This window comes from Cytobacillus sp. MT66 (assembly GCF_058792595.1).
In genome coordinates this window covers 285825-312092 of sequence record NZ_JBXAFB010000004.1, presented here as the reverse complement: position 1 = coordinate 312092, position 26268 = coordinate 285825, and the positions used below count along the sequence as shown (strand labels likewise).

Annotated in this window: 20 protein-coding genes; 7 read left to right on the top strand and 13 right to left on the bottom strand. The window is 39.2% G+C overall.

Annotated elements, in window-relative coordinates; translation table 11 throughout:
• Positions 1 to 25: 25 nt before the first annotated feature.
• Positions 26 to 1201, bottom strand: coding sequence for a M20 family metallopeptidase (locus AC1Q59_RS09890; RefSeq protein ID WP_492365647.1), 1176 nt, complete (start codon positions 1199 to 1201; stop codon positions 26 to 28).
• A 334-nt stretch (positions 1202 to 1535) separates the two neighbouring features.
• Between AC1Q59_RS09890 and AC1Q59_RS09885 the strand changes: the two genes are divergently transcribed.
• Positions 1536 to 3206, top strand: coding sequence for a DMT family transporter (locus tag AC1Q59_RS09885; protein ID WP_492365646.1), 1671 nt, complete (start codon positions 1536 to 1538; stop codon positions 3204 to 3206).
• Positions 3207 to 3473: 267 nt separating this feature from the next.
• Here AC1Q59_RS09885 and gltC read toward each other — a convergent pair whose 3' ends face one another.
• Complete coding sequence (gltC, locus tag AC1Q59_RS09880) at positions 3474 to 4379, bottom strand: glutamate biosynthesis transcriptional regulator GltC (protein WP_492365645.1); 906 nt, start codon at positions 4377 to 4379, stop codon at positions 3474 to 3476.
• A 185-nt stretch (positions 4380 to 4564) separates the two neighbouring features.
• On the opposite strand from gltC, the gene gdhA reads away from it, so the two are divergent.
• Positions 4565 to 5947 carry an NADP-specific glutamate dehydrogenase gene (gene gdhA, locus AC1Q59_RS09875; RefSeq protein ID WP_492365644.1) on the top strand — a complete coding sequence of 461 codons (1383 nt, stop codon included), beginning with the start codon at positions 4565 to 4567 and terminating at the stop codon, positions 5945 to 5947.
• Positions 5948 to 6161: 214 nt separating this feature from the next.
• Complete coding sequence (putP, locus tag AC1Q59_RS09870) at positions 6162 to 7640, top strand: sodium/proline symporter PutP (RefSeq protein ID WP_492365643.1); 1479 nt, start codon at positions 6162 to 6164, stop codon at positions 7638 to 7640.
• 47 nt (positions 7641 to 7687) lie between these two features.
• On the opposite strand, the gene AC1Q59_RS09865 is transcribed toward putP, so the two are convergent.
• Entirely contained in the window at positions 7688 to 8998 is a 1311-nt protein-coding gene (locus AC1Q59_RS09865; protein WP_492365642.1) for a uracil/xanthine transporter, read from the bottom strand.
• 165 nt (positions 8999 to 9163) lie between these two features.
• Positions 9164 to 10915 carry an ABC transporter ATP-binding protein gene (locus AC1Q59_RS09860; RefSeq protein WP_492365641.1) on the bottom strand — a complete coding sequence of 584 codons (1752 nt, stop codon included), beginning with the start codon at positions 10913 to 10915 and terminating at the stop codon, positions 9164 to 9166.
• Positions 10916 to 11134: 219 nt separating this feature from the next.
• Here AC1Q59_RS09860 and AC1Q59_RS09855 point away from each other — a divergent pair, with 219 nt between their 5' ends.
• The 4 genes from AC1Q59_RS09855 (at position 11135) to AC1Q59_RS09840 (ending at position 16887) form a co-directional block, all read left to right on the top strand.
• Positions 11135 to 12511, top strand: coding sequence for an ABC transporter permease (locus tag AC1Q59_RS09855; protein ID WP_492365741.1), 1377 nt, complete (start codon positions 11135 to 11137; stop codon positions 12509 to 12511).
• A gap of 13 nt (positions 12512 to 12524) precedes the next feature.
• The gene (locus tag AC1Q59_RS09850; protein WP_492365640.1) at positions 12525 to 14039 is read left to right on the top strand and encodes an ABC transporter permease; all 1515 of its coding nucleotides are present in this window, start codon (positions 12525 to 12527) and stop codon (positions 14037 to 14039) included.
• Positions 14040 to 14067: 28 nt separating this feature from the next.
• Positions 14068 to 15873: an ABC transporter substrate-binding protein gene (locus tag AC1Q59_RS09845; protein ID WP_492365639.1), complete on the top strand. Its 1806-nt coding sequence runs from the start codon at positions 14068 to 14070 to the stop codon at positions 15871 to 15873.
• A 321-nt stretch (positions 15874 to 16194) separates the two neighbouring features.
• Complete coding sequence (locus tag AC1Q59_RS09840; protein ID WP_492365638.1) at positions 16195 to 16887, top strand: hypothetical protein; 693 nt, start codon at positions 16195 to 16197, stop codon at positions 16885 to 16887.
• Between the two features lie 46 nt (positions 16888 to 16933).
• On the opposite strand, the gene speG is transcribed toward AC1Q59_RS09840, so the two are convergent.
• The 9 genes from speG to AC1Q59_RS09795 form a co-directional block, all read right to left on the bottom strand.
• On the bottom strand, positions 16934 to 17455 hold the full coding sequence (gene speG, locus AC1Q59_RS09835) for a spermidine N1-acetyltransferase (RefSeq protein WP_492365637.1): 522 nt from the start codon (positions 17453 to 17455) through the stop codon (positions 16934 to 16936).
• Positions 17456 to 17660: 205 nt separating this feature from the next.
• Positions 17661 to 18572 carry an NAD(P)-dependent oxidoreductase gene (locus AC1Q59_RS09830; protein ID WP_492365636.1) on the bottom strand — a complete coding sequence of 304 codons (912 nt, stop codon included), beginning with the start codon at positions 18570 to 18572 and terminating at the stop codon, positions 17661 to 17663.
• Positions 18573 to 18660: 88 nt separating this feature from the next.
• On the bottom strand, positions 18661 to 19311 hold the full coding sequence (locus AC1Q59_RS09825; RefSeq protein ID WP_492365635.1) for a GntR family transcriptional regulator: 651 nt from the start codon (positions 19309 to 19311) through the stop codon (positions 18661 to 18663).
• A gap of 36 nt (positions 19312 to 19347) precedes the next feature.
• Positions 19348 to 19698 carry a Rieske (2Fe-2S) protein gene (locus AC1Q59_RS09820; protein WP_492365634.1) on the bottom strand — a complete coding sequence of 117 codons (351 nt, stop codon included), beginning with the start codon at positions 19696 to 19698 and terminating at the stop codon, positions 19348 to 19350.
• Between the two features lie 26 nt (positions 19699 to 19724).
• Positions 19725 to 20804: an amidohydrolase family protein gene (locus AC1Q59_RS09815; RefSeq protein ID WP_492365633.1), complete on the bottom strand. Its 1080-nt coding sequence runs from the start codon at positions 20802 to 20804 to the stop codon at positions 19725 to 19727.
• A gap of 108 nt (positions 20805 to 20912) precedes the next feature.
• Positions 20913 to 22877 carry a TRAP transporter permease gene (locus tag AC1Q59_RS09810; protein ID WP_492365632.1) on the bottom strand — a complete coding sequence of 655 codons (1965 nt, stop codon included), beginning with the start codon at positions 22875 to 22877 and terminating at the stop codon, positions 20913 to 20915.
• Between the two features lie 67 nt (positions 22878 to 22944).
• Complete coding sequence (locus tag AC1Q59_RS09805) at positions 22945 to 23955, bottom strand: TAXI family TRAP transporter solute-binding subunit (RefSeq protein ID WP_492365631.1); 1011 nt, start codon at positions 23953 to 23955, stop codon at positions 22945 to 22947.
• Between the two features lie 260 nt (positions 23956 to 24215).
• Positions 24216 to 25769, bottom strand: a complete 1554-nt coding sequence (locus tag AC1Q59_RS09800) for a tripartite tricarboxylate transporter permease (RefSeq protein ID WP_492365630.1) — start codon at positions 25767 to 25769, stop codon at positions 24216 to 24218.
• A gap of 13 nt (positions 25770 to 25782) precedes the next feature.
• Positions 25783 to 26226: a tripartite tricarboxylate transporter TctB family protein gene (locus AC1Q59_RS09795; RefSeq protein ID WP_492365629.1), complete on the bottom strand. Its 444-nt coding sequence runs from the start codon at positions 26224 to 26226 to the stop codon at positions 25783 to 25785.
• Positions 26227 to 26268: the final 42 nt, after the last annotated feature.

Genomic DNA, 26268 nt, shown 5'->3' with positions numbered 1-26268 from the left:
ATAATATTTCTGCTATTTTATTATTCTATTTATTCAAGTAATCCAACGTCACACTTGCCATTGTTTTTGCCCCAACCAGCATAGCTCTTTCATCGATATCAAATTTCGGATGATGGTGAGGGTATTTGGCACCTTTTTCTTCATTCCCTGCACATGAATAGAAAAATGCCCCTGGAACATGCTGCAAATAATAAGCAAAGTCCTCTCCGCCCATGATCGGATTGATTTCAATAATATCTTCAGGAGCTGCCACAGCCTTTGCAGCTTCCACAACCATTTGCGTCTCCTCAGGATGGTTCCATAACGATGGATAGCCGCGTGTATAGGTATATTCACAAGAGCCTCCTGCTGACGCACACACCCCATTGGCCACCCTGCCAATTTCTTCTTCAATTTTTGTTCTTACTGACTCATCAAAGGTCCGAACCGTTCCTTCAATAACAGCCGTGTCTGCGATGACATTGAAAGCATTGCCTGCATGAAAAGATCCAACCGTTACAACCGCTGATTCCAATGGATTAATTCTCCGGCTGACAATCGTCTGCAAGCTATTCACGATTTGGGTTCCAGCAACTAATGCATCAACCGTTTCATGCGGGTATGCCCCATGTCCGCCTTTTCCAATCACCTTAATCCGGAACTTATCAGGCGCAGCCATGGTCGCTCCGCTTCGATAGGCAATTTTCCCATAAGGAACTGTTGATCTCACATGGGTACCGAAGATTACATCCACATTTTCCAGACAGCCATCTTCTATCATGGCAATCGCTCCGCCAGGAATCACCTCTTCTGCATGCTGGTGAATGAAGACAATGTTACCTGCAATCTCGTCCTTGACACTTGCCAGCGCTTTTGCCAAACCCAATAAAGCAGCCGTATGTGCGTCATGTCCGCAAGCATGCATGACACCATCAACTTTTGACTTATATTCAGTTTCCTTCTCATCCTGAATTGGCAATGCATCAAAATCAGCTCTTAGTGCAACAGTCTTACCTGGTTTCCCGCCTTTTAACGTGGAAACAACGCCTCTGCCGCCTACTCCAGTTCTAACCTCTAAACCTAGTTCCTTATGAAAATCAGCAATTTTCTTTGGTGTACGCACTTCCGTAAAAGAAAGCTCCGGGTTCATATGCAAATCCCTGCGAATTTCAACCATTAAATCATAATTGTCTTCAATTAATTTGAAAACTTTACTTTTCATAATAAAACCCCCTAACTATATCGGAATAATTTGAGACACGAAACTACAAATTCTAGTTTAGTGCTTTAAAGCTTTTTAGTACCGCGATAAATGTCGAAAAAGGAAGTTTTTTACGACTTTTTAGTTATTTAGCAATAAAGATACCATTTTTATTGCTTTTGCGCAATAAAGGAATTCGACTTTTCGAAAAAATATAATATACTTGAATACCATTAATATTATGGAATATTCTGAAATATTTAGTTGTCGATCAGATATATCTATTGTTCGAAAGGAAACCTTTCTCCATTTAAAACGTAAGCATAGCACTAACTTTATCGAAGGGGATGTTCGAATGGGAAACATTATTATTTTTTCACTCATAGCTGGCTTATCAGCTTCTTTACTTTTAATTCCCTTTTCAAATTCAAAAGAAGAAAGCAAGCGCCTTACTCCAGCTGCACTAATCTCTCTTATTATTTTGATTGTTGCTAGCGTGTTTTTGTTCTACTATGTTACAAGTTTTGACAGAAACCTAAGTTCCTTATGGATTTTCGCCATCTTTATAACCCTTTTGGGTTCGCTTCTCTCCTCAGGGAAAGAACGATTAATTAAGGGAGTGTTATTTTTTGCCAGTCTCCTTTTAGGTGTATACTTTATGACTGCTTTCCTGTTTAATGCTGATGATAAATATGAGATGGCAAAAATGAAAGTGGAAACAGAAATTGAAGTGTTTAGTGAAAGCGAGACGCCAGCAAGTGTTCCACCTAAATTTGCTCGGAATAAAATGAAAAAGTCCTTTGGACAAGTTCCCAATACAAGCTATTACGAGCTTGGAAGATTACAAATCCAAAAAGTAGATGGAAAATATGTTTATATTGCCCCTGTTGAGTTTTCTGGTTTTTTCAAATGGCTGAACGGAAAAAGTACTCCAGGCTATTTTACAATCAGTGCAACAGACTCCACAGCGAATCCTAAATTTATCAAAGCCGATATGGTCTATACACCATCCTCATACTTTAATAAAAACATCGAGCGCCACATCCGCATGCAGTATCCAGAGGAAATTTTTTATGGCGATGTGCAGCTCGAAATTGATGATAATGGAAAGCCATATTACATTAGAACCTACGGCAGCTTTGTTTCTGCCAGGAATGGATTTGAAATGAAAGGAATTGTCGCAGTGGATCCGAAAAACGGAGACACAAAGCAATACCCCTTAGCCAAAGTTCCTGAATTCATTGATGGAGCAGTCTCTCCTGAGGCCGTAAGCCTGCAGAACAGTTACTTTGGAAATTATATCCACGGATTCTGGAACAGCAAGTTCGGCAAGAGAGATGTCAAACTCCCTTCTGATGAAGGAACCGAATCCAATGTAAGCCCAATATTTGACGAAAAAGGGGTCATGTATTATTTCACTGATTTCACGAGTCCGAAAGAAGGAGTGGACTCCATGCTCGGCTATTCTTTAACAAATTCAAGAACAGGTGAAGCAATATACTATACCGGTAATCTTGAAGAATCGTATATGGATTCTCAGGGAGCATTACAAATCATCGAAAAGAAATTCATTGAAAAGAAATGGGAAGGCGAAATGCCAATCTTATACAACTTCTATGGAGAAGCAAGCTGGCTCACAGCTGTTCTTGATTCCAACGGTTTCCTGCAAAACTACTTTATTGTTTCTGCGGCTAATCCGGAAATCTCCGTTTACGGCAATACACCGAATGAAGCATTAAAACAATATAAAACAGCTTTGCAAAAAGGCGGCGGAACTGTTGACGGCACCTCAAAAGCCGAAGAAAAACAAACAAGCGGCACTGTCCTGCGGGTTTATAAAGAAAAATATGGAGAATATACATTAGTCTCCTTTCTCTTAGATAACATGGAAAATTATATTGTCTCATCCGAAAACAGCCCACTTTCTATTTATTTAAAAGAAGGGGATCATGTCACAGTTACCTTCTTGAATACCGGAGAAGAATTCCTGCCCGTAAAAAAACTATCTATTAAGGGATTTGAATAAACACAAAAACACGATGGCCTAATCATGTCCATCGTGTTTTTGTATTATTGTATTAATATATTATTGGCTGTGTTAAAGCATAATGTTCATTTAACCACTTAGTTGATCTTCGCTGCAGGCGCGTAGACTCCTGGGGGATCAGCGTTGAAGCGAGACCCCGCAAAAGCGCAAGCGACGAGGAGGCTCGCAAAACGCCCCTCGGAAAGCGAAGCGCCTGGAGAGGAAATCAACGGACAAAATTAACAGAGCCATATTATTAAATAATAATTATTTTTGAAAATTACCCAGCATATTAAAGAAGTGGGTTAGGAAATCATAAAAAATCCTTGCTGTCGGAAGCATTTCCCGTTCTGTTGGAATAATTACGCCAACCGTTCTTGTTACTTGTGGTTCAATAGAGGATACTTTCACCGTATGCCGCGGCAAACTGTCAATCAGTGTAATCTCTGGAATAAGTGTCACACCCAACCCAGCCGATACAAGACCTTTGATCGCATCAATATCCTCCCCTTCAAATGTTACATTTGGCTGGAATCCTTGCTGCATACAGGCATTAACGGTGATTTCACGCAGGATGAATCCAGTTGGAAAGAGGATAAAAGAATCATCTCGAAGTTCGCTTAATTTTAATGATTTCTTATTAGCCAGCGGATGATTGACCGGCAGGAGAACCACCATTTTTTCAGTAAATAAAATGGTTCCTTTTAGGTTTTTTTCATCCTTTGGAACAGGACCAAGGAGGGCCATATCAATATCTCCTCTTTTTACCCCCTCAATTAAATAATGGTAAGAGCCCTGCTTCAGCTGGTATTTCACATCTGGATGCTGTTGGCGGAAGCCTGAAATAGCAGTAGGCAATGTGTAGGCAGCCAGACTGCTTGGGAATCCGATTCGAATCGTCCCTTTATCAGGATCTAAATATTCATCAACTTCTCGTTTTGCATTTTCAATAACAGTCATGGCCTCTTCCATATATTCCAAAAAAACTTTTCCGATTGGAGTCAGCCGGACATTTCTTCCCTCCCGAAAAAAAAGATCCACCCCTAATTCCGCTTCTAAATTAAAAATTTGCCTGCTCACTGCAGATTGCGCAACATGAAGCGCATCAGCGGCTTCCGTTACATGTTCCCTCTTTGCTACTTCCATGAAATATTGAATTTGCCTTAGCTCCAATTCAGTCACCTACCCAATCTATCTCATTGTGGCATTGATTTCATCTATAATTCATATTGTTAAGATTATTTTTTCATTATAAAATTCAATTAACGATAAATACAATCACTTTATTGAAAGTTGTAATATTTTTATTTTTCCACTTGTTTTTTCATACATTCATATACAGAAGGGACTTGATAGTTATGCAAACTTTAGAGGAAGTGAAAAAGAACGAAACAAAAGCAGCCGTTGATTATGTAAATACAGTTTTTGAAAAGGTAAAGAAAAGAAACCCTTATGAAGCTGAATTCCATCAGGCTGTAGAAGAAATCTTCGACTCTTTAATTCCTGTATTCTCAAAACATCCAAAATATATGGAACATAACATTCTTGAAAGAATTGTGGAACCTGAAAGAGTTATTACCTTCCGAGTACCATGGACAGACGATAACGGTAATGTACAGATAAACCGCGGATTCCGTGTCCAATACAGCAGTACTCTTGGTCCTTATAAAGGTGGCCTCCGCTTCCATCCTACAGTAAGTACCAGCATTGTAAAATTCCTCGGCTTTGAACAAATCTTCAAAAACTCTTTAACAGGCCAGCCAATCGGCGGTGCTAAGGGTGGATCTGACTTTGATCCTAAAGGAAAGTCAGATAATGAAATCATGCGTTTTACCCAAAGTTTTATGACTGAACTATGCAAACACATCGGGCCAGATGTCGATGTTCCAGCTGGAGATATCGGCGTTGGCGCAAGAGAAATTGGCTATATGTTCGGACAATATAAGCGATTAAAAGGTGCTTATGAGGCTGGAGTATTAACAGGAAAAAATATAAGCTTCGGCGGAAGCCTAGCTCGTACAGAAGCAACAGGCTATGGACTTGTTTATTTTGTAAAAGATATGCTTGCAGATAAGGGTTATAGCTTTAACGGAAGCACAGTTGTTGTATCTGGTTCAGGAAATGTGGCTATTTATGCCATCCAAAAAGCACAGGAGCTAGGTGCTAAGGTTGTAGCCTGCAGCGATTCAAACGGATATATTTATGATGAAAGCGGAATTAATTTAGATACAGTGAAACGCTTAAAAGAAGTTGAAGGAAAGCGTATTAAAGAATATGTGAACGAACATCCACATGCCCAATATGTGGAAGGCTGCACTGGCATTTGGTCAATTCCTTGTGACATCGCCCTGCCATGCGCCACTCAAAATGAAATTGACGAGTGCTCAGCTAAGGTTCTTGTCGAGAACGGAGTAAAAGCTGTTGGTGAAGGAGCAAACATGCCTTCCTCTTTAGAAGCAATTGATGTATTCCTAAAGAGTGATGTCCTATTTGCACCAGCTAAAGCAGCTAATGCTGGCGGTGTAGCTGTTTCTGCTTTAGAAATGGCACAAAACAGCGCTAGAATCGGCTGGTCTTTCGAAGAAGTAGATGAGAAGTTACATGAGATCATGACCAATATTTACCGAAACAGTGTTAAAGCTGCCGAAGAATACGGCTATCCAGGTAATCTTGTTATCGGGTCAAACATCGCTGGCTTCCTTCGTGTTGCTGATGCAATGATTTCACAAGGAGTCGTTTGATTCATAATCATGACTTAAAAAGAATGCTTTCTATATAATAGAAAGCATTCTTTTTTTATTTCTCTTTTATAATACTGAAAACTGCCAATATATACTATGTTGTCAATATATTTTTGAAAAATTTAAGAATCGAAATTTTTGTCGAATAATGTTAAACTTATAATAGATTTTTGCAATATAGTAATTTTTAAAAATATGATTTGGAGGTTTGTCAATGACAGATACAGGACTTCAGCTGGTTGCCATTGGTGTTTATATGGCTATTATGATTTTTATCGGCTGGTACTCATATCGCAAAACCAGCAACTTAACTGATTATATGCTTGGCGGCCGCTCACTTGGCCCTGCGGTAACAGCACTAAGCGCAGGTGCGGCAGATATGAGTGGATGGCTATTAATGGGGTTGCCTGGCGGTATTTATGTAACCGGTTTAGCTGATGCATGGATTGCAATCGGTCTTACAGCAGGAGCTTACTTAAACTGGCTTCTAGTTGCACCAAGATTGCGCACCTACACGCAGGTAGCAAACGATTCAATTACTATACCAGGCTATCTTGAAAATCGTTTTAAGGATAATACAAAATTATTGAGAATTGTATCCGGAATCGTTATTCTAGTGTTCTTTACTTTTTACGTTTCTTCCGGAATGGTAGCAGGCGCTGTCTTTTTTGAAAGCTCCTTTGGCTACAGTTACCACACAGGTCTTTTCCTTGTTGGTGGCGTAGTCGTTGCTTATACATTATTCGGCGGGTTCCTTGCTGTTAGTTATACCGACTTTCTCCAAGGCCTAATGATGCTAGTTGCCCTTCTTCTTGTTCCAATATTAGGACTTTCACAGACTGGCGGATTTAGCGGCACGTTTGATACAATCCGTGAAATCGATCCGAAAATGCTCGACTTATTCAAAGGAACAACATTTTTTGGAATCATTTCTGCTTTAGCCTGGGGACTTGGCTACTTTGGACAGCCTCATATCATCGTCCGTTTTATGGCTATTACATCTGTTAAAGAAACTAAGAGCGCACGCCGTATCGGGATTGGCTGGATGGTCTTCTCTTTAATTGGAACCATTATGACTGCTTTTATTGGAATCGCATTTTTCCACAATAATTCTCAATACACACTTGATAATCCTGAGGCTGTATTCTTAACATTAGGTCAGATATTCTTCCATCCGCTATTTGCCGGATTTTTACTTGCTGCTGTACTAGCAGCCGTTATGAGCACCATTTCTTCACAATTAATTGTTACATCAAGTGCATTAACAGAAGATTTGTATAAAGTTTTACTCCGAAAAAATGCAACTGATAAAGAATATGTATTCTTTGGCCGTATGGCTGTATTAGCGGTTGCTATTATTGCCTCCGTTCTTGCATGGGAGCAAAACGATACCATCCTTGGACTTGTTGCTTATGCTTGGGCAGGCTTTGGCGCTGCATTTGGTCCAATCATCCTTCTAAGCTTGTATTGGAAGAAGATTACTCAGTGGGGTGCCCTTGTCGGAATGATTGCTGGTGCACTTACAGTAATCATCTGGAAGAACATTGGCCTAGGCGACACTTTATATGAAATCGTACCTGGATTTGCAATAAACCTAATACTTGCTTATATCGTGAGCTTAGCTACCTATCGTCCAAACCCTGAAATTGAAAAAGAATTTGACGAAAGCGTTCGCTTGCTAAAAGGTGAATAATTTATTAAAAAATCCCCACTGTCGATAATAGGACAGCGGGGATTTTTTTAGCTATTCTTTAGTTCAAATTGCTGTTCAAATGCCGACCAATTGATGGTCTTTTCTAAAATGATCGAAATAAGCACACCCATGATTAATCCATTAGAGATAAACGGCTGAATGAGAACAGGCAAGCTTTTAAATAAAGATGGGTTCATATTCATTAAGCAGATGCCAATTAATACTGGAGCGGCTAAACGAAAAATAGTATTAGAATTAAATACCTTTCCATTAAGGCTGCCAAAAGCCGTGCCAAATAGCTGCAAATAAGCAACAAAAAGAACAGCATTTCCTACAGTAAGAGGCATTTCAGCTAAAAAGGAGCCCAGTGCCGGTATAAACCCAATAATGGTCAGAAGCCCCCCGCCGATGATAAATGGCTTCTTTTCCAAAATTCTTGTGCTTTGCAAAAAACCTATAGATGAAGTAAATGGCGTATATTGAACAAGACCAAAGCCCGTCCCAAAAACCGAAAAAATACTTGTAATAAAAATCGAATTTCTATACTGCTTCTGGGACACTTTCTTTTTATAAAGGTTTTCAGCAGCACTAATAGATGCAATGGTATTGCTCAAGTTCATCATTCCAGCAAAAAAGGCTATAGCGACAATCCCCCATTCTAGATTGGGTGAACCTAATGGAAATAGACTGAAAGATATGTCTGCTGCTTGCGCTGTTTGATTTGCTGGGCTGAAAAACAACAAATCATAAACAATCCAGCCAATAATCAAACCTATTAATATGGAAAAGTTACTGATCACCGCATTACCTTTAAGCTTCAGCAGGCTGACAAAAATCACAAGGACAATGGAAAACAAGCTTACAGGAACATCGATGGTCCCCTGCTCATTCACTTTCATCATGCCTTTGAAAAAAATTAGTACTAACTGAAAGGTTAATAAAAATAAATAGACCGACATAACCATCGGACTAAAAATGGACTGTAATAGTGAAACTCCATTAAATGCCGCAAGGATTATCGTAACCAGACAGGCCAGCAATATCCCCGTTGCAATACCCCCGCCAACCGCTGTATAGCTCATACCTAAAGACGGTGCGGACAGACCTAAATTTAGAATAAGTCCCCAAAGCAGCCCCGAATGGCCTTCCATTAACGGGAACTTATGGCCAAGCCATCCTTGAAAAATACAAGCCATACCAGTAAAAATCAGCGACATTTTCAGCATCATTGCCATCGTATCGGCGGGAAGCTGAAATGCGTTTGCCACGGAAATTGGAATCATTACGGTATTAGCAAAAATAAAAAATAGCCATTGAACAGAGGAAAACATCGTCATAGACGAAAAACATTTATTCATTCATGTCACCACTTTCTAGTTCGTTTTCCCTTCAATGTTTTTAAGGACGGATTCTATTATAATACAAACTTATTGCTTTGTTTAAAAATATTATAGCCAGTCTTGTTTTCCTGTACTTTTTCCATATAAAAAGCCGTCCCTTAATGGAAACGGCATGACGAAATATTATACTCTCATTGTCACTTTCGGTCTGGAAACCCAGTGGCCATCTGAAACTTCAACAAGCTCGGATTGACTTAATTGATATTTATCTTCATCGGTCTGTTCTTCCATTAATACTCTTTTTTTCTTTGCTTCAATTTTCGGATCTGGAATCGGAATAGCTGAAAGCAGCTTTTTCGTATATTCATGCTGCGGATTTGCATAGAGCTCTTCACTTTCAGCTAGCTCAACAATTTTTCCTGCAAACATAACCGCCACACGGTCACTGATATGCTTTACCATGGATAGGTCATGTGCGATAAATAAATAGGTCAGACCAAGCCGATGCTGCAGATCCTCCAAAAGCTTAACAACTTGGGATTGAATAGAAACATCCAGGGCGGAAAGCGGCTCATCGCAGACAATGAATTTAGGTTCAACCGCCAGTGCGCGCGCAATGCCAATCCGCTGACGCTGTCCGCCTGAGAATTCATGGGGGTATCTCAAGGCGTGCGAGGGCTCAAGGCCAACCATATCCAACAGCTCCTCTACCCTCTTTTGCCGCTCTGCTTTGGTGCCTGTTAGCTTATGAATATCGAGCGCCTGTCCAATAATATCTAAAACCTTAAAACGCGGATTGAGCGAAGCATAAGGATCCTGGAAAATCATTTGCATGGACTTGCGCATAATTTTCATCTCATTTGGATTTAGGCGATTAACAGGTATACCCTGGAATAAAACCTCTCCCCCTGTTGGTTCGTGGAGACGCAAAATAGCTCTCCCAGTTGTTGACTTTCCTGACCCTGATTCCCCGACAAGTCCAAGGGTCTCCCCCGGCTTAATCTGAAAGCTGATATTATCAACTGCCTTAAGAATATTCCCTTTCCCCAGATCAAAATATTGTCTCAGGGAGCGTACATCAAGCAGCGGTTTATCTTTATCAACCCCTGTTAATATGAGCGGTGCAGGCTTTGTTTTTTTCTTTTCATTCAGTCGAGGCAGCGCATTTAAGAGCTTTAATGTATAAGGATGCTTTGGATTTTCAAATATCTCCTCCGTTGTCCCAGTTTCAACAATCTCACCCTGCTTCATAACCACAACACGGTCACACATTCCTGCCACAACACCCAGATCATGTGTAATAAGGATGATGGAAGTGCCAAAGCGGTCCTGCATATCCTTCATTAAGTTCAGTATCTGTGCCTGAATGGTTACATCCAGAGCAGTTGTCGGTTCATCAGCAATCAATAGTGTCGGACGGCAGGCAAGTGCGATAGCAATCATAACCCGCTGCCGCATCCCCCCGGAAAATTCATGAGGATATTGTGTATAGCGCTCTTCACTGTTGCGGATGCCTACTAATTTGAGCAATTCAATTGCCTTCTCTTTAGCTTCCTTCTTTGATAGCTTTTGATGCTTAACCAGACTTTCAGCAATTTGCCTGCCTATCCTGATCGTTGGGTTAAGTGAAGTCATCGGATCCTGAAAGATCATCCCGATTTCCCGGCCGCGGATGCCTTCCATTTCCTTTTCTGATTTACTCGCCAGATCTTCTCCTAGAAAAGTAATTTCCCCATCTTTCACAAACGATGGCGGTGATGGAAGAAGTCTCATAATAGATCGGGCGGTCACGCTTTTTCCGCTCCCGGACTCACCTACAATCCCCAGTGTTTCTCCTTTATTTAATTCAAAACTAACGCCGCGAACAGCTTCGAATTCTTTATCGTTTGAAAGAAAAGATACACGCAGATCTTTTACTTTTAAAATAGGTTTCAAGTTAACTACACCTGCCAATAATATTATTTCAGTTATATTGACTTTTCTATTCTACTAGAATTAAAATATACTATATCGATCGGAATAATGCAATTTAACTTCATTCATCCTAAGAGAGGAGGTTACGGTTACATAGTGGAGGCTGCTAAAAGAATAGAACCAAATAGCAAAAGAGGAAATTTGAAATTTTCCGAACTAATTAGCCGAACATATAGTAAGATGCAGCCGCATCCAGTCTATAAATGGCTTACCATCATTCTTGGCTTGCCCGTTCAGCTTGTTATTTATTTTATCTATTTAAACAAGAGAAATAAGGATGCCTGCTCTTCTATTTTAGAAGAGACAAAGCATACTTTGCTTGCTGCTGGATATAAAGAAGACTTGAAATTTCAATACAAAGAACAAATCTTGAAAAAAGAAGCCTTTTTCGGACAAAAATCAAGTGATAACGAGATTGATAAATTGGCAAAACAGTGGGCGGAAGAGCAGTTTCAAAATGTGCTGCAGGAAAAAGTAAATACTATATTAGAGCAGCGCGGTGAAAAAAGAATTACCTTTGAAACAGTCTTTCAATCGCTCATTAATACTCCTAAATTTTTAGCTCTGTCGTTTTTGCCTGGATTGCCTATGTATCTTCTAATTCTACTATACAGTAATCCATATATTAAATATATTTTTGAAAGAATTTTCATGAGTTTATTTGTTATTTTAGGTGTTGCCTTTTTTGTTTTCACTATTTTATACATTTCTCCATTTGATCCTGCAGCAAACATCCTTGGAGAAACAGCAACAAAAGAACAGATTGCAGCCTTTAATCATTTATACGGGCTTGATCAGCCTTATTTAACCCAACTTTGGAATACAATAAAAGGGATTTTCACCTTCGATCTTGGGTCATCCTTCTCAGGCAATGAGGAAGTCGCTTCAAGTATTGCAAGGAAGTTTCCGATTACGTTCATCCTGGCCATCATCTCATTGGCTATGGCTGTTGTCATTGCCATACCCATTGGAATCGTATCAGCAACGAAACAGAATTCATTTTTTGATTATACCTTTATGTTTATTGCCTTAATAGGATTATCGATTCCTAACTTTTGGCAGGGCCTTATTTTCATTCTTAATTTTTCAATTAAATTGCAATGGCTCCCTGCAACCTATAGCCCGCAGGACATCCTTTCTATTATTATGCCGGCGGTTGTATTGGGTACAGGCCTAACTGCTTCCATTGCAAGGATGACTCGCTCCTCGACACTAGAAGTTATTAATGAGGATTATATTTTAACTGCCAAATCAAAAGGTCTTACACAAGCCCAGGTACTGTGGAAGCATGCTGTGACAAATGCAATGATTCCGGTTATTACGGTCATCGGCTTAATGTTTGGGGGAATGCTTGGCGGCGCGGCTGTAACAGAAAAGGTATTTAACATCAGCGGGATCGGAAGCTATATTGTTGACAAACAATTTATTCCCGATATACCTGCCATCATGGGCGGCGTTGTCTATATTGCCATAACCATTTCATTAATTAACCTATTAATTGACATCTTGTATGCGTTTTTTGATCCGCGTATACGTTCAAAGATGAAACAGTATTAAAGCAGGTGTCGTGATGTACAGTATCGTAAAAGGAAATGAAAGTTATATAAAAAAGCATGCACTTAAATTATCTCCTGAATATACACAGGCCAACTTTACATGGATTACAACGCTTGCACTGACGATAGTCTTTTTAATAAGCAGCATTGACTTTTCCGGTCCATCGCTAAAAAACAATGTGTTTATTGTATTTGCCGTTTATGCGCTGTTCACCTGTCTTCAGGGATTAACAACCTTCCTTATTAAAAGGGATTTGCAATATCACGGAATTATACAAAACCGGACAAGAAAATTTGGGTATGTTTTGCTGCTAAGCATTTTAACAGGCAATATTTTCATAGCCGCCTTTGCTTTCCAGCTTATTAAGAATAATAAAACAGCCCAATACACCTTTGCAGCTTATATGCTGCTGACGCAAGTTTTTATCATGGCGATTTCAGCACTAAATCTATTTAAACCATATGTATCCGATACATTTTTACCGGCAATGTTTGCATTATTCATTATCGCTTTGTTTCAGCTGATTGCATTCATTTTCATTGCAAGAGATAATACCCCAGCGAAAAGCGCCCGGTGGAAAACCACTTTGGCTTTTCCCCTAATTCTGACCGCAGCTACCGGCAATCTCTTTGCCCTGGCACTCGGTTTGCATTTTCTAATACAAAAAAGAAAAGAAAATCAGCCGGATTCAGGAAAATGGGTTCGTATCTGGGAGAAAATCGCAGGAAACACAACATCCATGCTTGGTTTATTTTTTATCGTTCTTACTTTTTCCATATCCATCTGCAGTTACCTGACATTTGATTACGATATGGCGATTGAAAACAATTACAGTGCAATTCTTCAGGAGCCAAACCTTGCCTACCCGCTTGGGACAGATAATTTCGGACGCGATTTATTTTCGCGAATTGTCTTCGGCGCAAGGATCTCATTAATTGTCGGATTCCTGTCAACGGCCATCCCTTTTATCATCGGCGGCATACTTGGAGCCATCTCAGGCTATTATGGGAAACAAACTGATAACATTATCATGCGTTTGCTTGATATCTTATATGCTATTCCAGGAATCCTGCTTGCGATTGTTATTATCGCAGCTTTCGGTTCCAACACAATTACGCTTGTAATTGCCCTAAGTGTCGGCTCCATTCCGACTTACGCCAGGACCATGCGCGCCAACGTCTTAATGGTATCAAACTATGAATATGTTGATTCTGCGCGTGCACTTGGGGATAGCAATCTATCTATTATTTTCAGACAGGTTGTTCCTAACTCCATGGCCCCAATGATAGTCAAGGCAACATTGACTATTGGCGGAGCCGTTATCGCGACAAGCAGCTTAAGCTATCTCGGACTTGGAGTAGAGCCTCATATTCCTGAATGGGGGAATATTTTAAAACTAGGAAGCACCTATCTAGAATCACATTCTTATTTAGCCATCTATCCGGGCCTAGCGATTATCGCTCTAGTTCTTTCCTTTAACTTTTTAGGAGATGGACTGAGAGATGCTTTAGATCCGAAAATGGATTAATAAACATAAATTTTAGGGGGAAAATTTTGTGAAAAAGCTAATACCGCTTCTCTTTGCCTTTGTTTTAGTGCTGGCTGGATGCGTTCAAACAAAATCTGATCAAAAAGCATCAGATTCAAAATCTGGCGGCAATTCTGGCGAGCAAGCAGAAATTGAAGTTCTAGGAATGGCCAGCAGCGAGGAAGATATGAATATCGTCCGCGACCAGCTGACCAAAAACGGCTTTAAAGTAAAATTAAACATTCAGCCAGACTACGGCAGCTTTAAAGCACAGCAAGATGCAGGGAATTTTGATGTAGCCGTATCAAGCTGGACAACCGTAACAGGTAACCCAGACTACGCGGTTCGTTCCCTTTTCATTTCAGGCGGGGACTACAGCATCCAATCTGATCCTGAAATTGATGACCTAATCAATAAAGCTAGTACGCAAACTCAGGAAGAATACGTGAACACGTATAAAGAATTTGAACAAAAGCTTGTATTTGACAATGCCTATATTGCACCGCTTTACAGCTCTTTAAAAACTCAGGCTGTCAATAAAGATATTTTAAATCCTGAAACTGTCAGACTTTCAAAATCCCGTTCTTTAGCGTGGGAAACGATTGATTTTAATGATGCAGCTAAGCGTGACAGTGATCCGCTTATCCTATCACAGACAATGCCTACTTTTACATCTCTTGACCCAATTAAGGGTAATGACGGTTCGATCAACATGGTTAATACAAACATGTATGTTCGTCTAATCAACTTAACTGATGATGATAAAATTACAGCAGACGGATCACTTTCCCGCAACTACAGTATTGGAGAAGGAAACGAAGAGTATTACTTTCTATTAAGAGATGACATTAACTTTGCCAAAATCACTGATAAAAAAGCGGTTGATACTGGCGAGCGCGTTGGTGCTGACGATGTTATTTTCTCTCTTAACCGTGCGAAGGATAAAAATTCTGTACCTGACCACCGCACATACAGCTTGCATGAACACATCAAAGATGCTGAAGTTGTAACTGATCTAGCAGCACTTGATCAAATCAAGCAATCTGGCAGCGATGAAACTGTAAAAGCATCACTAGAAAAAGGCTTAGATACAAAAATCACTGAACTAGTAGCTGACAAGACTCAAGCGAATAATGGTGAAGGGAAATACCAGGTTGTGAAAGTAACAACCACTGAGCCATTCCCTCAAGTACTGAATTATTTAGCTCACCAGTCAGCTGGTATCGTTTCTAAAAAGCAAGTCGAAAGCATCAACACCTATGATGTAGCAAGCTTTGATGTCAACAAAGACATTCCTTACGGAGATCAAAATACAGTAACCGAAGGCGATAAGTATAACAATACTCTATATGCCAGCGGTCCATATATCCTTTCTTACAAAAATGACTATGAAGCCATTTTCTATAAAAACCCTGGCTACATGAAAGGCACAGAAAATGAAGCAAAAATCAGCACAGTTAAGCTTCGTTTCATCAAAGACATGGATAGCTCTATTTCTGCTCTGCGTAATGGAGAAATCTACGTACTATACGGCGTACCAGCCAACAAACAAGATTTAATCGAAAGCGACAGCAAGCTAACGCTGCAGAGCATTCAAAGCAACGCTGTAACTTATTTACTATTCAATACATCTAACCGTGAAGTAGCTAAGAGCGCGGACCTAAGAAAAGCGGTTCTTTACTCCATCAATCAAGATGAAATTTTAAGCTACTACCACGACAAAGCATTCAAAGCCGTTTCCACAGTAAGCCCACTTGTTGACACAGGCAACGAGCTAAAGGCAGATCCAGAAAAGGCTAAGGAATTCTTGAATAAGTATCTTGAAAGTAAATAATGATAAAAAACCAGCTCCCTTTTATATAGGGGCTGGTTTTTTTATTTAGGGATAAATTGTCCATGCTTTAAGATGATTCCTTCAAACTTTTGAATATGCATTTCTTGGGCATCGTTCCGGGGGTTCCGTGCCCGAGATCCGTGAATTCTACCCTTCTCGGGAACGGTTCAGACTCTTGCGTTCCCTCAAACCTCTAAATCCACTATTCTCGGGAACAGATCGCCTCCTGAGTTCACTTAAAACAAAAATCCTCCACTCCATTTTCTATGTTATACTTTTACAAGCATTAAACAGTATTTGCATTAAGGTGGTAATAAGACCATGAGTAAGAAAAAGCGTAATTCGCCAGCATCTAAGAAGGAGCCCTTCACACTATCTGACACTTTACTTTTGACTATTTTACCTATCGTTTTTGGAATAGCAGGGATTGCCGGAATTGACGCAGCACAGCCAGTGACAGGATTTATCATTGGTTCATGTGTGTTTCTTGTTATTCTTGCGTTTGCATTTCCCTTCTATTCAAAAAGGAATGAAATCTACTATAGTAAATTAAGAGAAGATACGATACTCGGCATATCATTATTTTTTATGCTTCTTCATCTAAATATTCCATCCCTCTATTTAGTAAGAGAAAATCTCTTCTGGTTCCTTCTGCTTATATTTATATGGCTTGTAACCTGCTCAACGATTGGAATCGTTTATTTAAAAGCAAAAGGGAAAATTTCCTCTTCTAAATATGACAACATAAAAAAGTATTATAACTATTTCTTTCTATGGATAGGAATAATCAGTTGCATCGCCTTCATTTTAGCAACACTTGGCTATAATCGAGTCCGGTCCCAAAATGAGGATATGCAGCCGCCAGCCGAGTTCTTTTTCGGCGAGGTTACCGGCAATATCATCATTATGCTGTCATTTTCATTAGCAATGACAATCATTTATGGCTACGGGTTTTTTATGACTTCGGAGAGGATTATGAACAATCTGAAAGAGAAGCAATTAAAGAATGCTTAATACAATATTAAAAGGCAATAAAAAAACCCTTAATGGTTTTTCACCACTAAAGGTTTTTTTCGCCAAAATATTGATGCTGAAACATACACATTCTGATGGCATTGTGATACTCCCCATCAACAAAAAATTCGTCAATCAACTCTCCTTCAAATTGAAAGCCAACCTTTTCATAAATATGAATCGCCTTTTCATTATTTTTATCTACGATCAAATAAAGCTTATACATATTCAATACGGAAAAAGCATAATCCATCGCAAGCATAGTTGCTTCCTCCGCATACCGATGACCTTGATGTTTTGGGTCAATAATAATCTGAAATTCCACTCTTCGATGGATATAATCGATCTCCACCAGTTCAACGAGCCCAACCATTTCACCGGATTTCTCTACGATAAACCGCCGCTCACCCTGATCATGAATATGCTTGTCGTATAAATCCTGTAATTCTACAAAAGCCTCATAGGGTTCCTCGAACCAATATGACATGACATTCGCATTAATATTCAGCTTGTGAATAAATCTTAAATCATCTCTTTCCAGCGGCCTAATTCTTACTTCATCGTTCATCAAGTTCCATCCTCCGACTCTTGTTTGGTAAATATCCTGCTATAACTAGTATATTCAAAAAATGGGCAGAGTCAGAACAAAAAATGAAAAACATTTGCACCTTCATTATCCTTAAAATTACAGCAACAATTCACGGTGAGTTTGGGAAGATTAATTAGAAAGCCGCATTTCCATTTTCCAGGAATGCGGCTTTCCAAGTTTTTTTCTAATTACCTGCTGTTACATTTTCCCCTGATTTTATTTCAACCCCAGCTATTTCCTCAATATATTGAACGATGGCTGTATGGTCAAGCTTTCCTCCGCCTCTTGCCTTGGCTAGTTGCCAAAGCTGATAGCAGGCACTCGAGACAAAGGAAGGTACCTCACTGTTGTTGACCAATTTTGTAGCAATAGAGATATCTTTGCACATGAGGTCGATTGTAAAACCAACTTCGAATTTTCTGCTCAGCACCTGCTGAGGGAATTTAACTTCACTTGAAAAGCTTCTTCCGCTGCTTGAATTAATAACTTCAAGCATTTTATCCGGGTCTAATCCAAGCTTTGTGCCAACTGCCAGCATCTCACCCGTAATAGCCAAAGTTGTTGCTGTCAGCATATTATTTAATGCTTTGATGGTATGGCCGGCCCCGAGCTCACCAACATGAATAATATTTGACCCCATATCCTGGAATAATGGATTGAATTTCAAAAACGTTTCCTCATGTCCTCCGACCATAATGGCCAATGTACCATCCTCAGCCTTTTTAATTCCGCCGCTTACTGGTGCATCAAGCATGCTGATCCCATAATCACTTAACCTCTGGCCAATTTCCTTTGTGACATCAGGCTCAGAGGTTGTCATATCAATCAGTGTGCTCCCTTGCTTAAAGCCTTCTAATAATCCATTTTCGCCAAGGACTACATTTTTGACAATCTGGGCATTTGGCAAAACAGTTATCACGACCTGATTCGCTGAACTTAATGCTGATGGCGAATCGAAAACAGTTGCTCCTAAATGACGAAAAGTGTTTAATGCACTCTGATCTAAATCATAAACCGAAAGTTCATGTCCCTTTCTTATCAAGTTTTTTCCTATTCGGCCGCCCAAATTTCCTAATCCGATTAAACCAAGCTTCATTGCCCTCACCGTCCATCATACATATTGATAAATCCATGTTACTAATGGCTTGCTGCAGGAAATCTGGGTTGTCGATTGCAGCCAAATGTTATTCGGCATCAACATATTTTTCTAGTATACTTAATGCCCGCTCCTCTTTCCTTTTTAAACTTGTGAAAATTCTCGTTAAATCTTTATCCTTTAAGCCTTTTAAAATTTCATTATATTCCGCTACCGAACGTTCCATACTGGTTGGATGCGATAGTGAAATATAACGAAACGGAATTAGTTGGCTATTTATTTTCATATATAAATCTGAAAGAACCTCGTTATTTGAAAAGACAAAAAACTTAAGCTGCAGTTCTTCCAAAAGACTGAAACATTTCTTAATTTCTTTTTCCTTTAATGTTTCTTCCATTTGAACAATGATCCCTTCAAGCTGTTGTGATTGTTCATCCGTATAAAGGGTCATCAATTTGGTTAAAGCAATTTCTAATAAGCGATAAACAACCTCATAAAGATCAAATAATTCTTTTTTTGTTCTCTTTTTAACAAAGACACCCTTCCTGGGAACCCTTTCGACAATCCCATCCCTTTCAAGGATAAACAAGGCCTCCCGAATCGGTGCTCTGCTAGTGCCAAATTCTTTTGTCAATTCAATTTCTAATAATCTATCTCCCGGTTTAAGCTTGCCTTCAGATACCCTGATAGCAATCGCCTCCGAGATCCTTTGTGACAGTGTGGCATTATCAAAACTCATACATTTACTCCATCCCTAGTTTGTTTGATGTATAGATTACAGATCTACGTAAATCATACCATCTTTAATTTCAACGGGATAGGTCTTTACCTTTCTTTGACTAATGCCAAAAAGCGCGTCACCTGATTGAATATCAAATTCCCAGCCATGCCATGGACACTTAAGAACCTTTCCTTCAAGGCCAAATACAAATTCTTCAGGCTGACTTGGAAGCATGGTCCCGCATAAAGATCCCTTGCATATTGGTGCCTGTTTATGCGGGCATAGATTTCTAACGGCATAGGCTTTTCCGTCCTCATAAAAAACGCCTACTGAAATACCATTCACTTCTTTTATTAACGCTTTTCCTTTTGGTACTTCTCCAATTTCTCCGATACAATACGCCATGTTTATTCGCTCCCCCTTTTGCCAAATTATTTTAAATTAAATAGTTCTGCTGCATTATCATAGAAGATCTTTCTGCGCAAATCTTCATCCAAGTGCCTAAATGTATTATCAGGAAAATCATTATCCCAATGAGGATAATCTGTACTAAAAATGAGTGTTTTATCTGCATGCATCATTTCAAAAATTTGTGTTAAATACTTGCTCTTTTCCGGTTCCTCTGCTGGCTGGGAAGTAAATCGGACATGTTCTAACAAATATTGACTTGGTTCTTTCTCAAGCCATGGAACCTCTCTTCTGAAATTGCGCCAGTTCTGATCCATTCTCCACATAACAGATGGAACCCAGCTATAGCCAAATTCAGCTACTAATACCTTTAGCTTTGGAAAGCGTACAAATACTCCTTCAAACACCATACTAACTAGATTTCCATATGCAACTTGCGGAAAGTCCGTATGTCTTTCTATATAGCTCCTCGGCACGCCTCCTGCCATGGCCACACTTGTAGAAAAGCCACCTTCTGTTCCTGTTGGATGGATAAGTATTGGCAACCCTAATTCTTGGGCAGCTTCATATATAGGATAATAGTAGCTATTTCCCATCAAGATATTAAAAAGCGGCATAAATACAGCAACTACCCCTTTTTCTTTTCCGACTCTCCTGATTTCTTCTGCAGCCTTTAATGGATCATGAACCGCCACACACATGGCTAACTTATATCGGGAATCCACAGTCAGCCATTCATTCAGAAAATAATCGTTGAAAGCACTGGCTAAGGCAGTGGCTTCAATAGGATTTGGATACGAAACCAGCTTTCCCGCCTGAACGGATGACAAGATAGCATGCTCAATATTATAGCGATCCAATAAGTCCTCAGCCATATAGACCGGATCCGAGCCTCCTGCCCCACCGCCTGGAGGAATCGTATCAAGACGGATGGAAGTTGACTTTTCAAGAGGCGGACGGAGCGGATGATCCGGCAATCTCATTCTCCCATCAAAATGTGCCCACATCGCCTTGCTTAAATAAGGTTTTAACCCTTCAATATCACCATTTATCCAAGGATGAACATCCGCATCGATGATTTTTTCAAGATTTTTTTCTGTCATTTTTATAACCTCCATATCCTCTTTAAAATATATTGTCGACAATATACATTTAGACACAAGAAGAAAAGAATCTTTCATGACCTTTTCCTCCTGTGCAGCCAATTCTAATTACTTACTAATCATATGCTGACTTTTACTTGCTGAGGTATTCATTTTCCAATGTACCAAAAACAAAAGAATAAATATGCTGATGCCAATCAAATCTGTCATGATCCCTGGAATTAACATTAATAGCGCTGAAATAAAGGCTATAACTCTTTCAATCAAATTGATATCTGAAATTATAATTCCCATGGTCGCCATTGCTAAAATAGTTACTCCAATCAGGGCAGTTACAACACTTAAAATTATTTCTAAAGGGTTTCCTTGCATTAAAAGAACAGAGTCTAAAATAAACATAAATGGAATGATAAAAGCTGTTAGTCCAATCCGCATACTATACATGGCTGTTTTCAGCCAATCCCCCTGCGAGATTCCGCAGGCAACATAAATCGCTGCACATACCGGAGGTGTTATGGCTGAAAGTACAGCAAAATATAGTAAAAACATATGTGCTGCAATACCTTCGATGCCGAGGTTAATTAATGCAGATCCAACAACAGATGCCGAAAGAACGTAAGCCGCTGGTGTAGGAGCACCCATTCCTAGAATAATAGTAATCAGCATCGCCAGGACAAGTGCCAGCATAAGATTTCCTTGGCTTAAGGACATCATAACTAAAGAAAATTTCACTCCCAGACCGCTTGTATTAATGGTAGTTACAAGGGTTTGAGCAACGGCGATCAGCATGACAATCGTTACCATGCTTTTTGCACCGCGATCCAAACCAATAATGATCTTTTTGAATGTTTCTTTAAAGTCCTTTTTCGACCTGACATTACAAATCAAATACAAAACGATTGTTCCGATGTACATCGTATAGCCTGCTTTTCCAGCTGTATAACCAGAAAATAATAGAGCAACTAACAAGATTAATGGGAAAAATAATGGTACGAATGTTCTCCAGTTAAACGCTTGCTTCCATGTTGGAATTTCTTCCTTTGGCAGCCCTGTTAAATTATTTTTTCTTGCATAAAAATAAATGGAAATCATTACGGATATAAAAAATAACAGTGCAGGAATCAATGCAGCTAGCATAACGTCTACATAACTTATTCCAAGAAGCTCAGCCATTAAAAATGCACTCGCTCCCATGACTGGAGGCATGATTTGTCCGCCTGAAGATGCTACAGATTCTACGGCACCTGCGAAGTTTTTGTTATACCCTAATCTTTTCATTAATGGGATTGTAAAGTTCCCTGTCGTTGCTACGTTTGCGACTGTACTCCCGTTAATCGTTCCAAACATAGCACTTGTTAATGTAGCTAGCTGTGCCGCTCCGCCTTTCCATCTCCCAGTCAGTTTTACACCTAAATCAAAAATCGTACTTCCTAAACCAAGACTCAAAATGAGTGACCCATACAAAACAAAGATGACTAATATGTTCGTTGAGATGGACATTAATTGTCCCCAAATCCCCTGTGTTCCAAGCAAGAATGTCTGCATGAGACGTTCATAGCCTATGCCGGCATGCTTCCATATTCCAGGGAAAGCCGGGCCCATCAGCGCATAAATAATCCCGCTTAGGACAAGAAAAGGAATAAACCACCCTAATACCCTTCTGGCCCCTTCTAAAACGATGATTAACAGAATGGTAGCCATAACAATATCTGTCGTATTATAAACACCATGCTGTTCGATAATCCTCGGATAAATCGTTATAACATAAACGGTTACGATTGTTGCTAAAATAATTAGGAAAATATCAAACCGAAGCATCCATTTATTGTTTTTGAGTTTAGAGGAAGCTGAAAAAATTAGAAAACAAATAATTGTGGCACCAAGCAGATGGAGTGATCGCTGAATGATTCCAGGCAATGTTCCAAACCCCATCGTATAAATATGGAATAAAGCCCATATTAGTGCGATGACCCCAATAAAAACGGTGTAACCTTTGGTAAGACTGCGACTATTCTTTTTTGCCTCTTCATCATCAGCAAATAATTCTGCTAACCTATTAACTAGATTACTCATTTTATCCCCCCTTTAAAAAGATTCCCCTTGTAAGTGTTTCCCTTACAAGGGATGAGATTTTTAACCATTATTTAACTTCTTCGTATTCTGGAGGAATTAACTCTTCTGGAACGTCATACCCTTTACTCTTTAAAAATTGAACAGTTCCTGCATGAAGGGGAATAGCAGATTGTAATGTCAGCTCAGGAATGTCTACATTTTCTGCAGCTGAGAAAGAATTCAGCCATATCTTCTTTCCTTCATCAGACCACATGGCTTCCCACATTTTGTATCCAGTCTCTTGGGATACAGAGCTGTCCAAAAGAATGCTCATTGTAAACTGAACCGTACGAACATCCTGGTCGATACCATCATATGAGCCTTTAGGAATAACGGCCTCACCGATATATGGAAGCTTTTCTCTAATTTGTTTAATCTGTTCCTCTGAAAGACTTAAAAGATTTAGCTTTTGCTCAGATAAAGCTTTCTGTACATAGGAATCAGGAGGAGTTCCAGTTTTAGTCAAGCCCGCAATCCTTCTATCCGCAAAGGCTTCCTGTGCATCAGACATACTTCCTGCATATGACTTCGGCTCAATACCAAGTATTTCAAAAACCGACGTTGTTACTTTTTCTGTTGAGGTCCCTGTCCCTCCAAAGGAAAATTCCTTACCATTCAAATCAGTAAAGTCCTTTACATCTGAGGCTTCAGAAACAATAAAATTAAATGGTGACGGAACAAAGTACCATAGTGCCCTCATATTTTTATTTTCAATATCCTTAAAATCGCCTTCACCGAAATAAGTCTGATAATCACTTGGCGATGTTCCTAATGCCATTTTTCCTTCACCTTTACTCATCCGCTGCATATTGTCACTGGATCCTCCAGTTTCAACAACAGATATCTGTATTTCCGGATTGATCGTGCTAATAGCATTAGCCAAACCTACATTATAAGCATAATAAGATGATGAACTATCCGTAGCAAATAAACTTAAAATCTCTGTTTCTCCTTTTTCTTCTCCTCCGCCAGTACTAGATGAACACCCTGCTAGAACAACAATCAGCATAATCACAAAAAAATTCCTTAAAGATTTCATTACTTGTAATTACCCCCTTTTCATTAGAATAGTATATTGTCGACAATATTCAAAAAACTAACTTAATCTTAACCTATGTTTTGAAAATTGTAAATATTATTAACATTATAATGTTATTAATATTTACAATACCGTTATTAACAAAGCCAATCTCCTTTTTTCCATAAAGAAAGCCGCAATCTCTCATTATGATTGCGGCTTCCTTTTAAACTGTTTTTATTTCTTACTTTGTTTAAATTAGGATAATAGGGCTTCTTATTTTATTTAGCCACCGTATCCTTTTTATTGTCATCTTCATCCAAATCTTGGTTCAATCCGCTATTTTCTAACTGACTATTTCCTTTAAATCCCTTTATTACTTTTAAAATTAAAGGATAAAACAATGTTAAAATAGCAAGCACGATCAAGGTTAAGGAAATTGGTCTTGTAAATAATATACCTATATCTCCGTTTGACAGGACTAAGGACCTTCTTAAATTAGCTTCTAACATCGGCCCCAGAATTAGTGCAAGAATTACTGGCGATACAGGGAATTCATACCGATGCATAAAGTATCCGATTACACCAGCTACTAACATGACCCATACATCAAAAAAGTTATTCCCTAAGGAGTAGGAGCCAACAATACAAAGCACCAAAATAATTGGTGTTAGTACAACCTTAGGAATGGTTAATATCCTTACAAAGAGACGGATACCTAATAATCCATAAAATAATATCAACAGATTGGCCAGCATCATTCCGATAAATAATGTATAAACGATGTCTCCGTGATTTGAAAATAATAACGGCCCCGGCTGAAGTCCTTGGACCATCAAGGCACCTAGCATAACAGCGGTTACAGCATCTCCCGGAATACCTAGCGTCAGCAAAGGAATCATGGCACCGCCAGTACAGGCATTATTTGCAGCCTCTGAAGCAGAAACTCCTTCAGGGTTACCCTTACCGAATTCATCTGGCTTTTTTGAAAATCTTTTTGCTTCATTGTACGCTACAAAAGAGGCGATATCTCCTCCTGCACCAGGGATCATCCCAATAAACGTCCCAATTCCAGTTGACCTTAGGATGACCGTAATTAACCTCTTAAACTCGTACCATTTTAACTTAACCTTTTCTATCGCATTAAACTTTAGGTTTCCTTTGAAGATATCTTCCATTGATCGAAATGCCTCAGATGCTGCAAAAAGTCCTATTAATACGGGTATGTAATTAACTCCGCTCATTAGATTACTAAAACCTAATGTGAACCGCGGAAAACCGCCAATAGGATCAATTCCAATAGTGGCAATCAATAAACCAGCAACACCAGCAATTAACCCTTTTAAGAGTGATTTACCAGAAATACTAGAAATAATAGCAAGTCCAAAAAGTGCAAGAGCAAAAGATTCTGGAGCACTAAATTTCAATGCAAATCTTGCCAACTGAGGGGCAACTAATATTAGAATAATGACACTTATAACCCCGCCAATTGCAGATGATAGGGTAGATATTGTTAAGGCTTTATAGGCCTGCCCTTTTTTTGTCATTTCGTACCCGTCTAGGGCTGTTGCCGCAGAAGATGGTGTGCCAGGAGTCCTTAATAAAATTGCGGTAATCGATCCGCCATAAATGGCCCCAAAGTAAACCCCAACTAATAATAATATCCCTGTAACCGGTTCCATTCCAAAGGTGACAGGCAATAGCAATGCCACTCCCATTGTTGCAGTAAGTCCTGGTAAAGCACCTAAAATAATGCCGATAGCACCCGCTAAAAATAGGATAAAGATCACTTTTATATCTAGAATATTTAGAAATCCATTGATTAATAATTCCATGTTTTAACCCCCTTTACTGAAAGATTTTCCCTAAGGGTATCGGTACCAAAAGGAGCTTTTGAAATAAGACATAGATAAATAATACAATTCCCAGTGGTAAACCTATAAGAATAAATAAATTCTTTTCTTTGCACATTAGTAAAAATGCGACAACAGCTAAAGGGGTTACGATATAAAATCCTAAAACTGGAATTAAACTAATGAGGAGAGTTATTAAAAGCATTGTTAAAAACACCAATTTTGAATTTGTGCTGCTGCTTTTGGAATTATCCTTAGCTTTGATAGAGTTTATAAATAGAAGAATCGCGAGAATAACCAAGATTCCTGCGTATAACTGCGGCATGAACGCGGGACCTGTATCCTGAACAGGAATATCTTTAAATTGATTCGCCATCACATAAAATAATAAAGCGATGCCAACTGCTATAAAACTGCTGATAATATTTGCTGTTCTCATGCAAAACCCCCCTTATAATATAAAAACAGTTAATAAAAACCT

Coding starts and splice junctions, on each gene's coding strand:
- AC1Q59_RS09855 (WP_492365741.1), top strand. CDS start 11,135: ATGCAGCCGCATCCAGTCTATAAATGGCTTACCATCATTCTTGGCTTG.
- AC1Q59_RS09885 (WP_492365646.1), top strand. CDS start 1,536: ATGGGAAACATTATTATTTTTTCACTCATAGCTGGCTTATCAGCTTCT.
- AC1Q59_RS09850 (WP_492365640.1), top strand. CDS start 12,525: ATGTACAGTATCGTAAAAGGAAATGAAAGTTATATAAAAAAGCATGCA.
- AC1Q59_RS09840 (WP_492365638.1), top strand. CDS start 16,195: ATGAGTAAGAAAAAGCGTAATTCGCCAGCATCTAAGAAGGAGCCCTTC.
- speG (WP_492365637.1), bottom strand. CDS start 17,455: ATGAACGATGAAGTAAGAATTAGGCCGCTGGAAAGAGATGATTTAAGA.
- AC1Q59_RS09800 (WP_492365630.1), bottom strand. CDS start 25,769: ATGGAATTATTAATCAATGGATTTCTAAATATTCTAGATATAAAAGTG.
- AC1Q59_RS09825 (WP_492365635.1), bottom strand. CDS start 19,311: ATGAGTTTTGATAATGCCACACTGTCACAAAGGATCTCGGAGGCGATT.
- AC1Q59_RS09810 (WP_492365632.1), bottom strand. CDS start 22,877: ATGAGTAATCTAGTTAATAGGTTAGCAGAATTATTTGCTGATGATGAA.
- putP (WP_492365643.1), top strand. CDS start 6,162: ATGACAGATACAGGACTTCAGCTGGTTGCCATTGGTGTTTATATGGCT.
- AC1Q59_RS09830 (WP_492365636.1), bottom strand. CDS start 18,572: ATGAAGCTTGGTTTAATCGGATTAGGAAATTTGGGCGGCCGAATAGGA.
- gdhA (WP_492365644.1), top strand. CDS start 4,565: ATGCAAACTTTAGAGGAAGTGAAAAAGAACGAAACAAAAGCAGCCGTT.
- AC1Q59_RS09815 (WP_492365633.1), bottom strand. CDS start 20,804: ATGACAGAAAAAAATCTTGAAAAAATCATCGATGCGGATGTTCATCCT.
- AC1Q59_RS09865 (WP_492365642.1), bottom strand. CDS start 8,998: ATGAATAAATGTTTTTCGTCTATGACGATGTTTTCCTCTGTTCAATGG.
- AC1Q59_RS09820 (WP_492365634.1), bottom strand. CDS start 19,698: ATGGCGTATTGTATCGGAGAAATTGGAGAAGTACCAAAAGGAAAAGCG.
- AC1Q59_RS09795 (WP_492365629.1), bottom strand. CDS start 26,226: ATGAGAACAGCAAATATTATCAGCAGTTTTATAGCAGTTGGCATCGCT.
- AC1Q59_RS09805 (WP_492365631.1), bottom strand. CDS start 23,955: ATGAAATCTTTAAGGAATTTTTTTGTGATTATGCTGATTGTTGTTCTA.
- AC1Q59_RS09890 (WP_492365647.1), bottom strand. CDS start 1,201: ATGAAAAGTAAAGTTTTCAAATTAATTGAAGACAATTATGATTTAATG.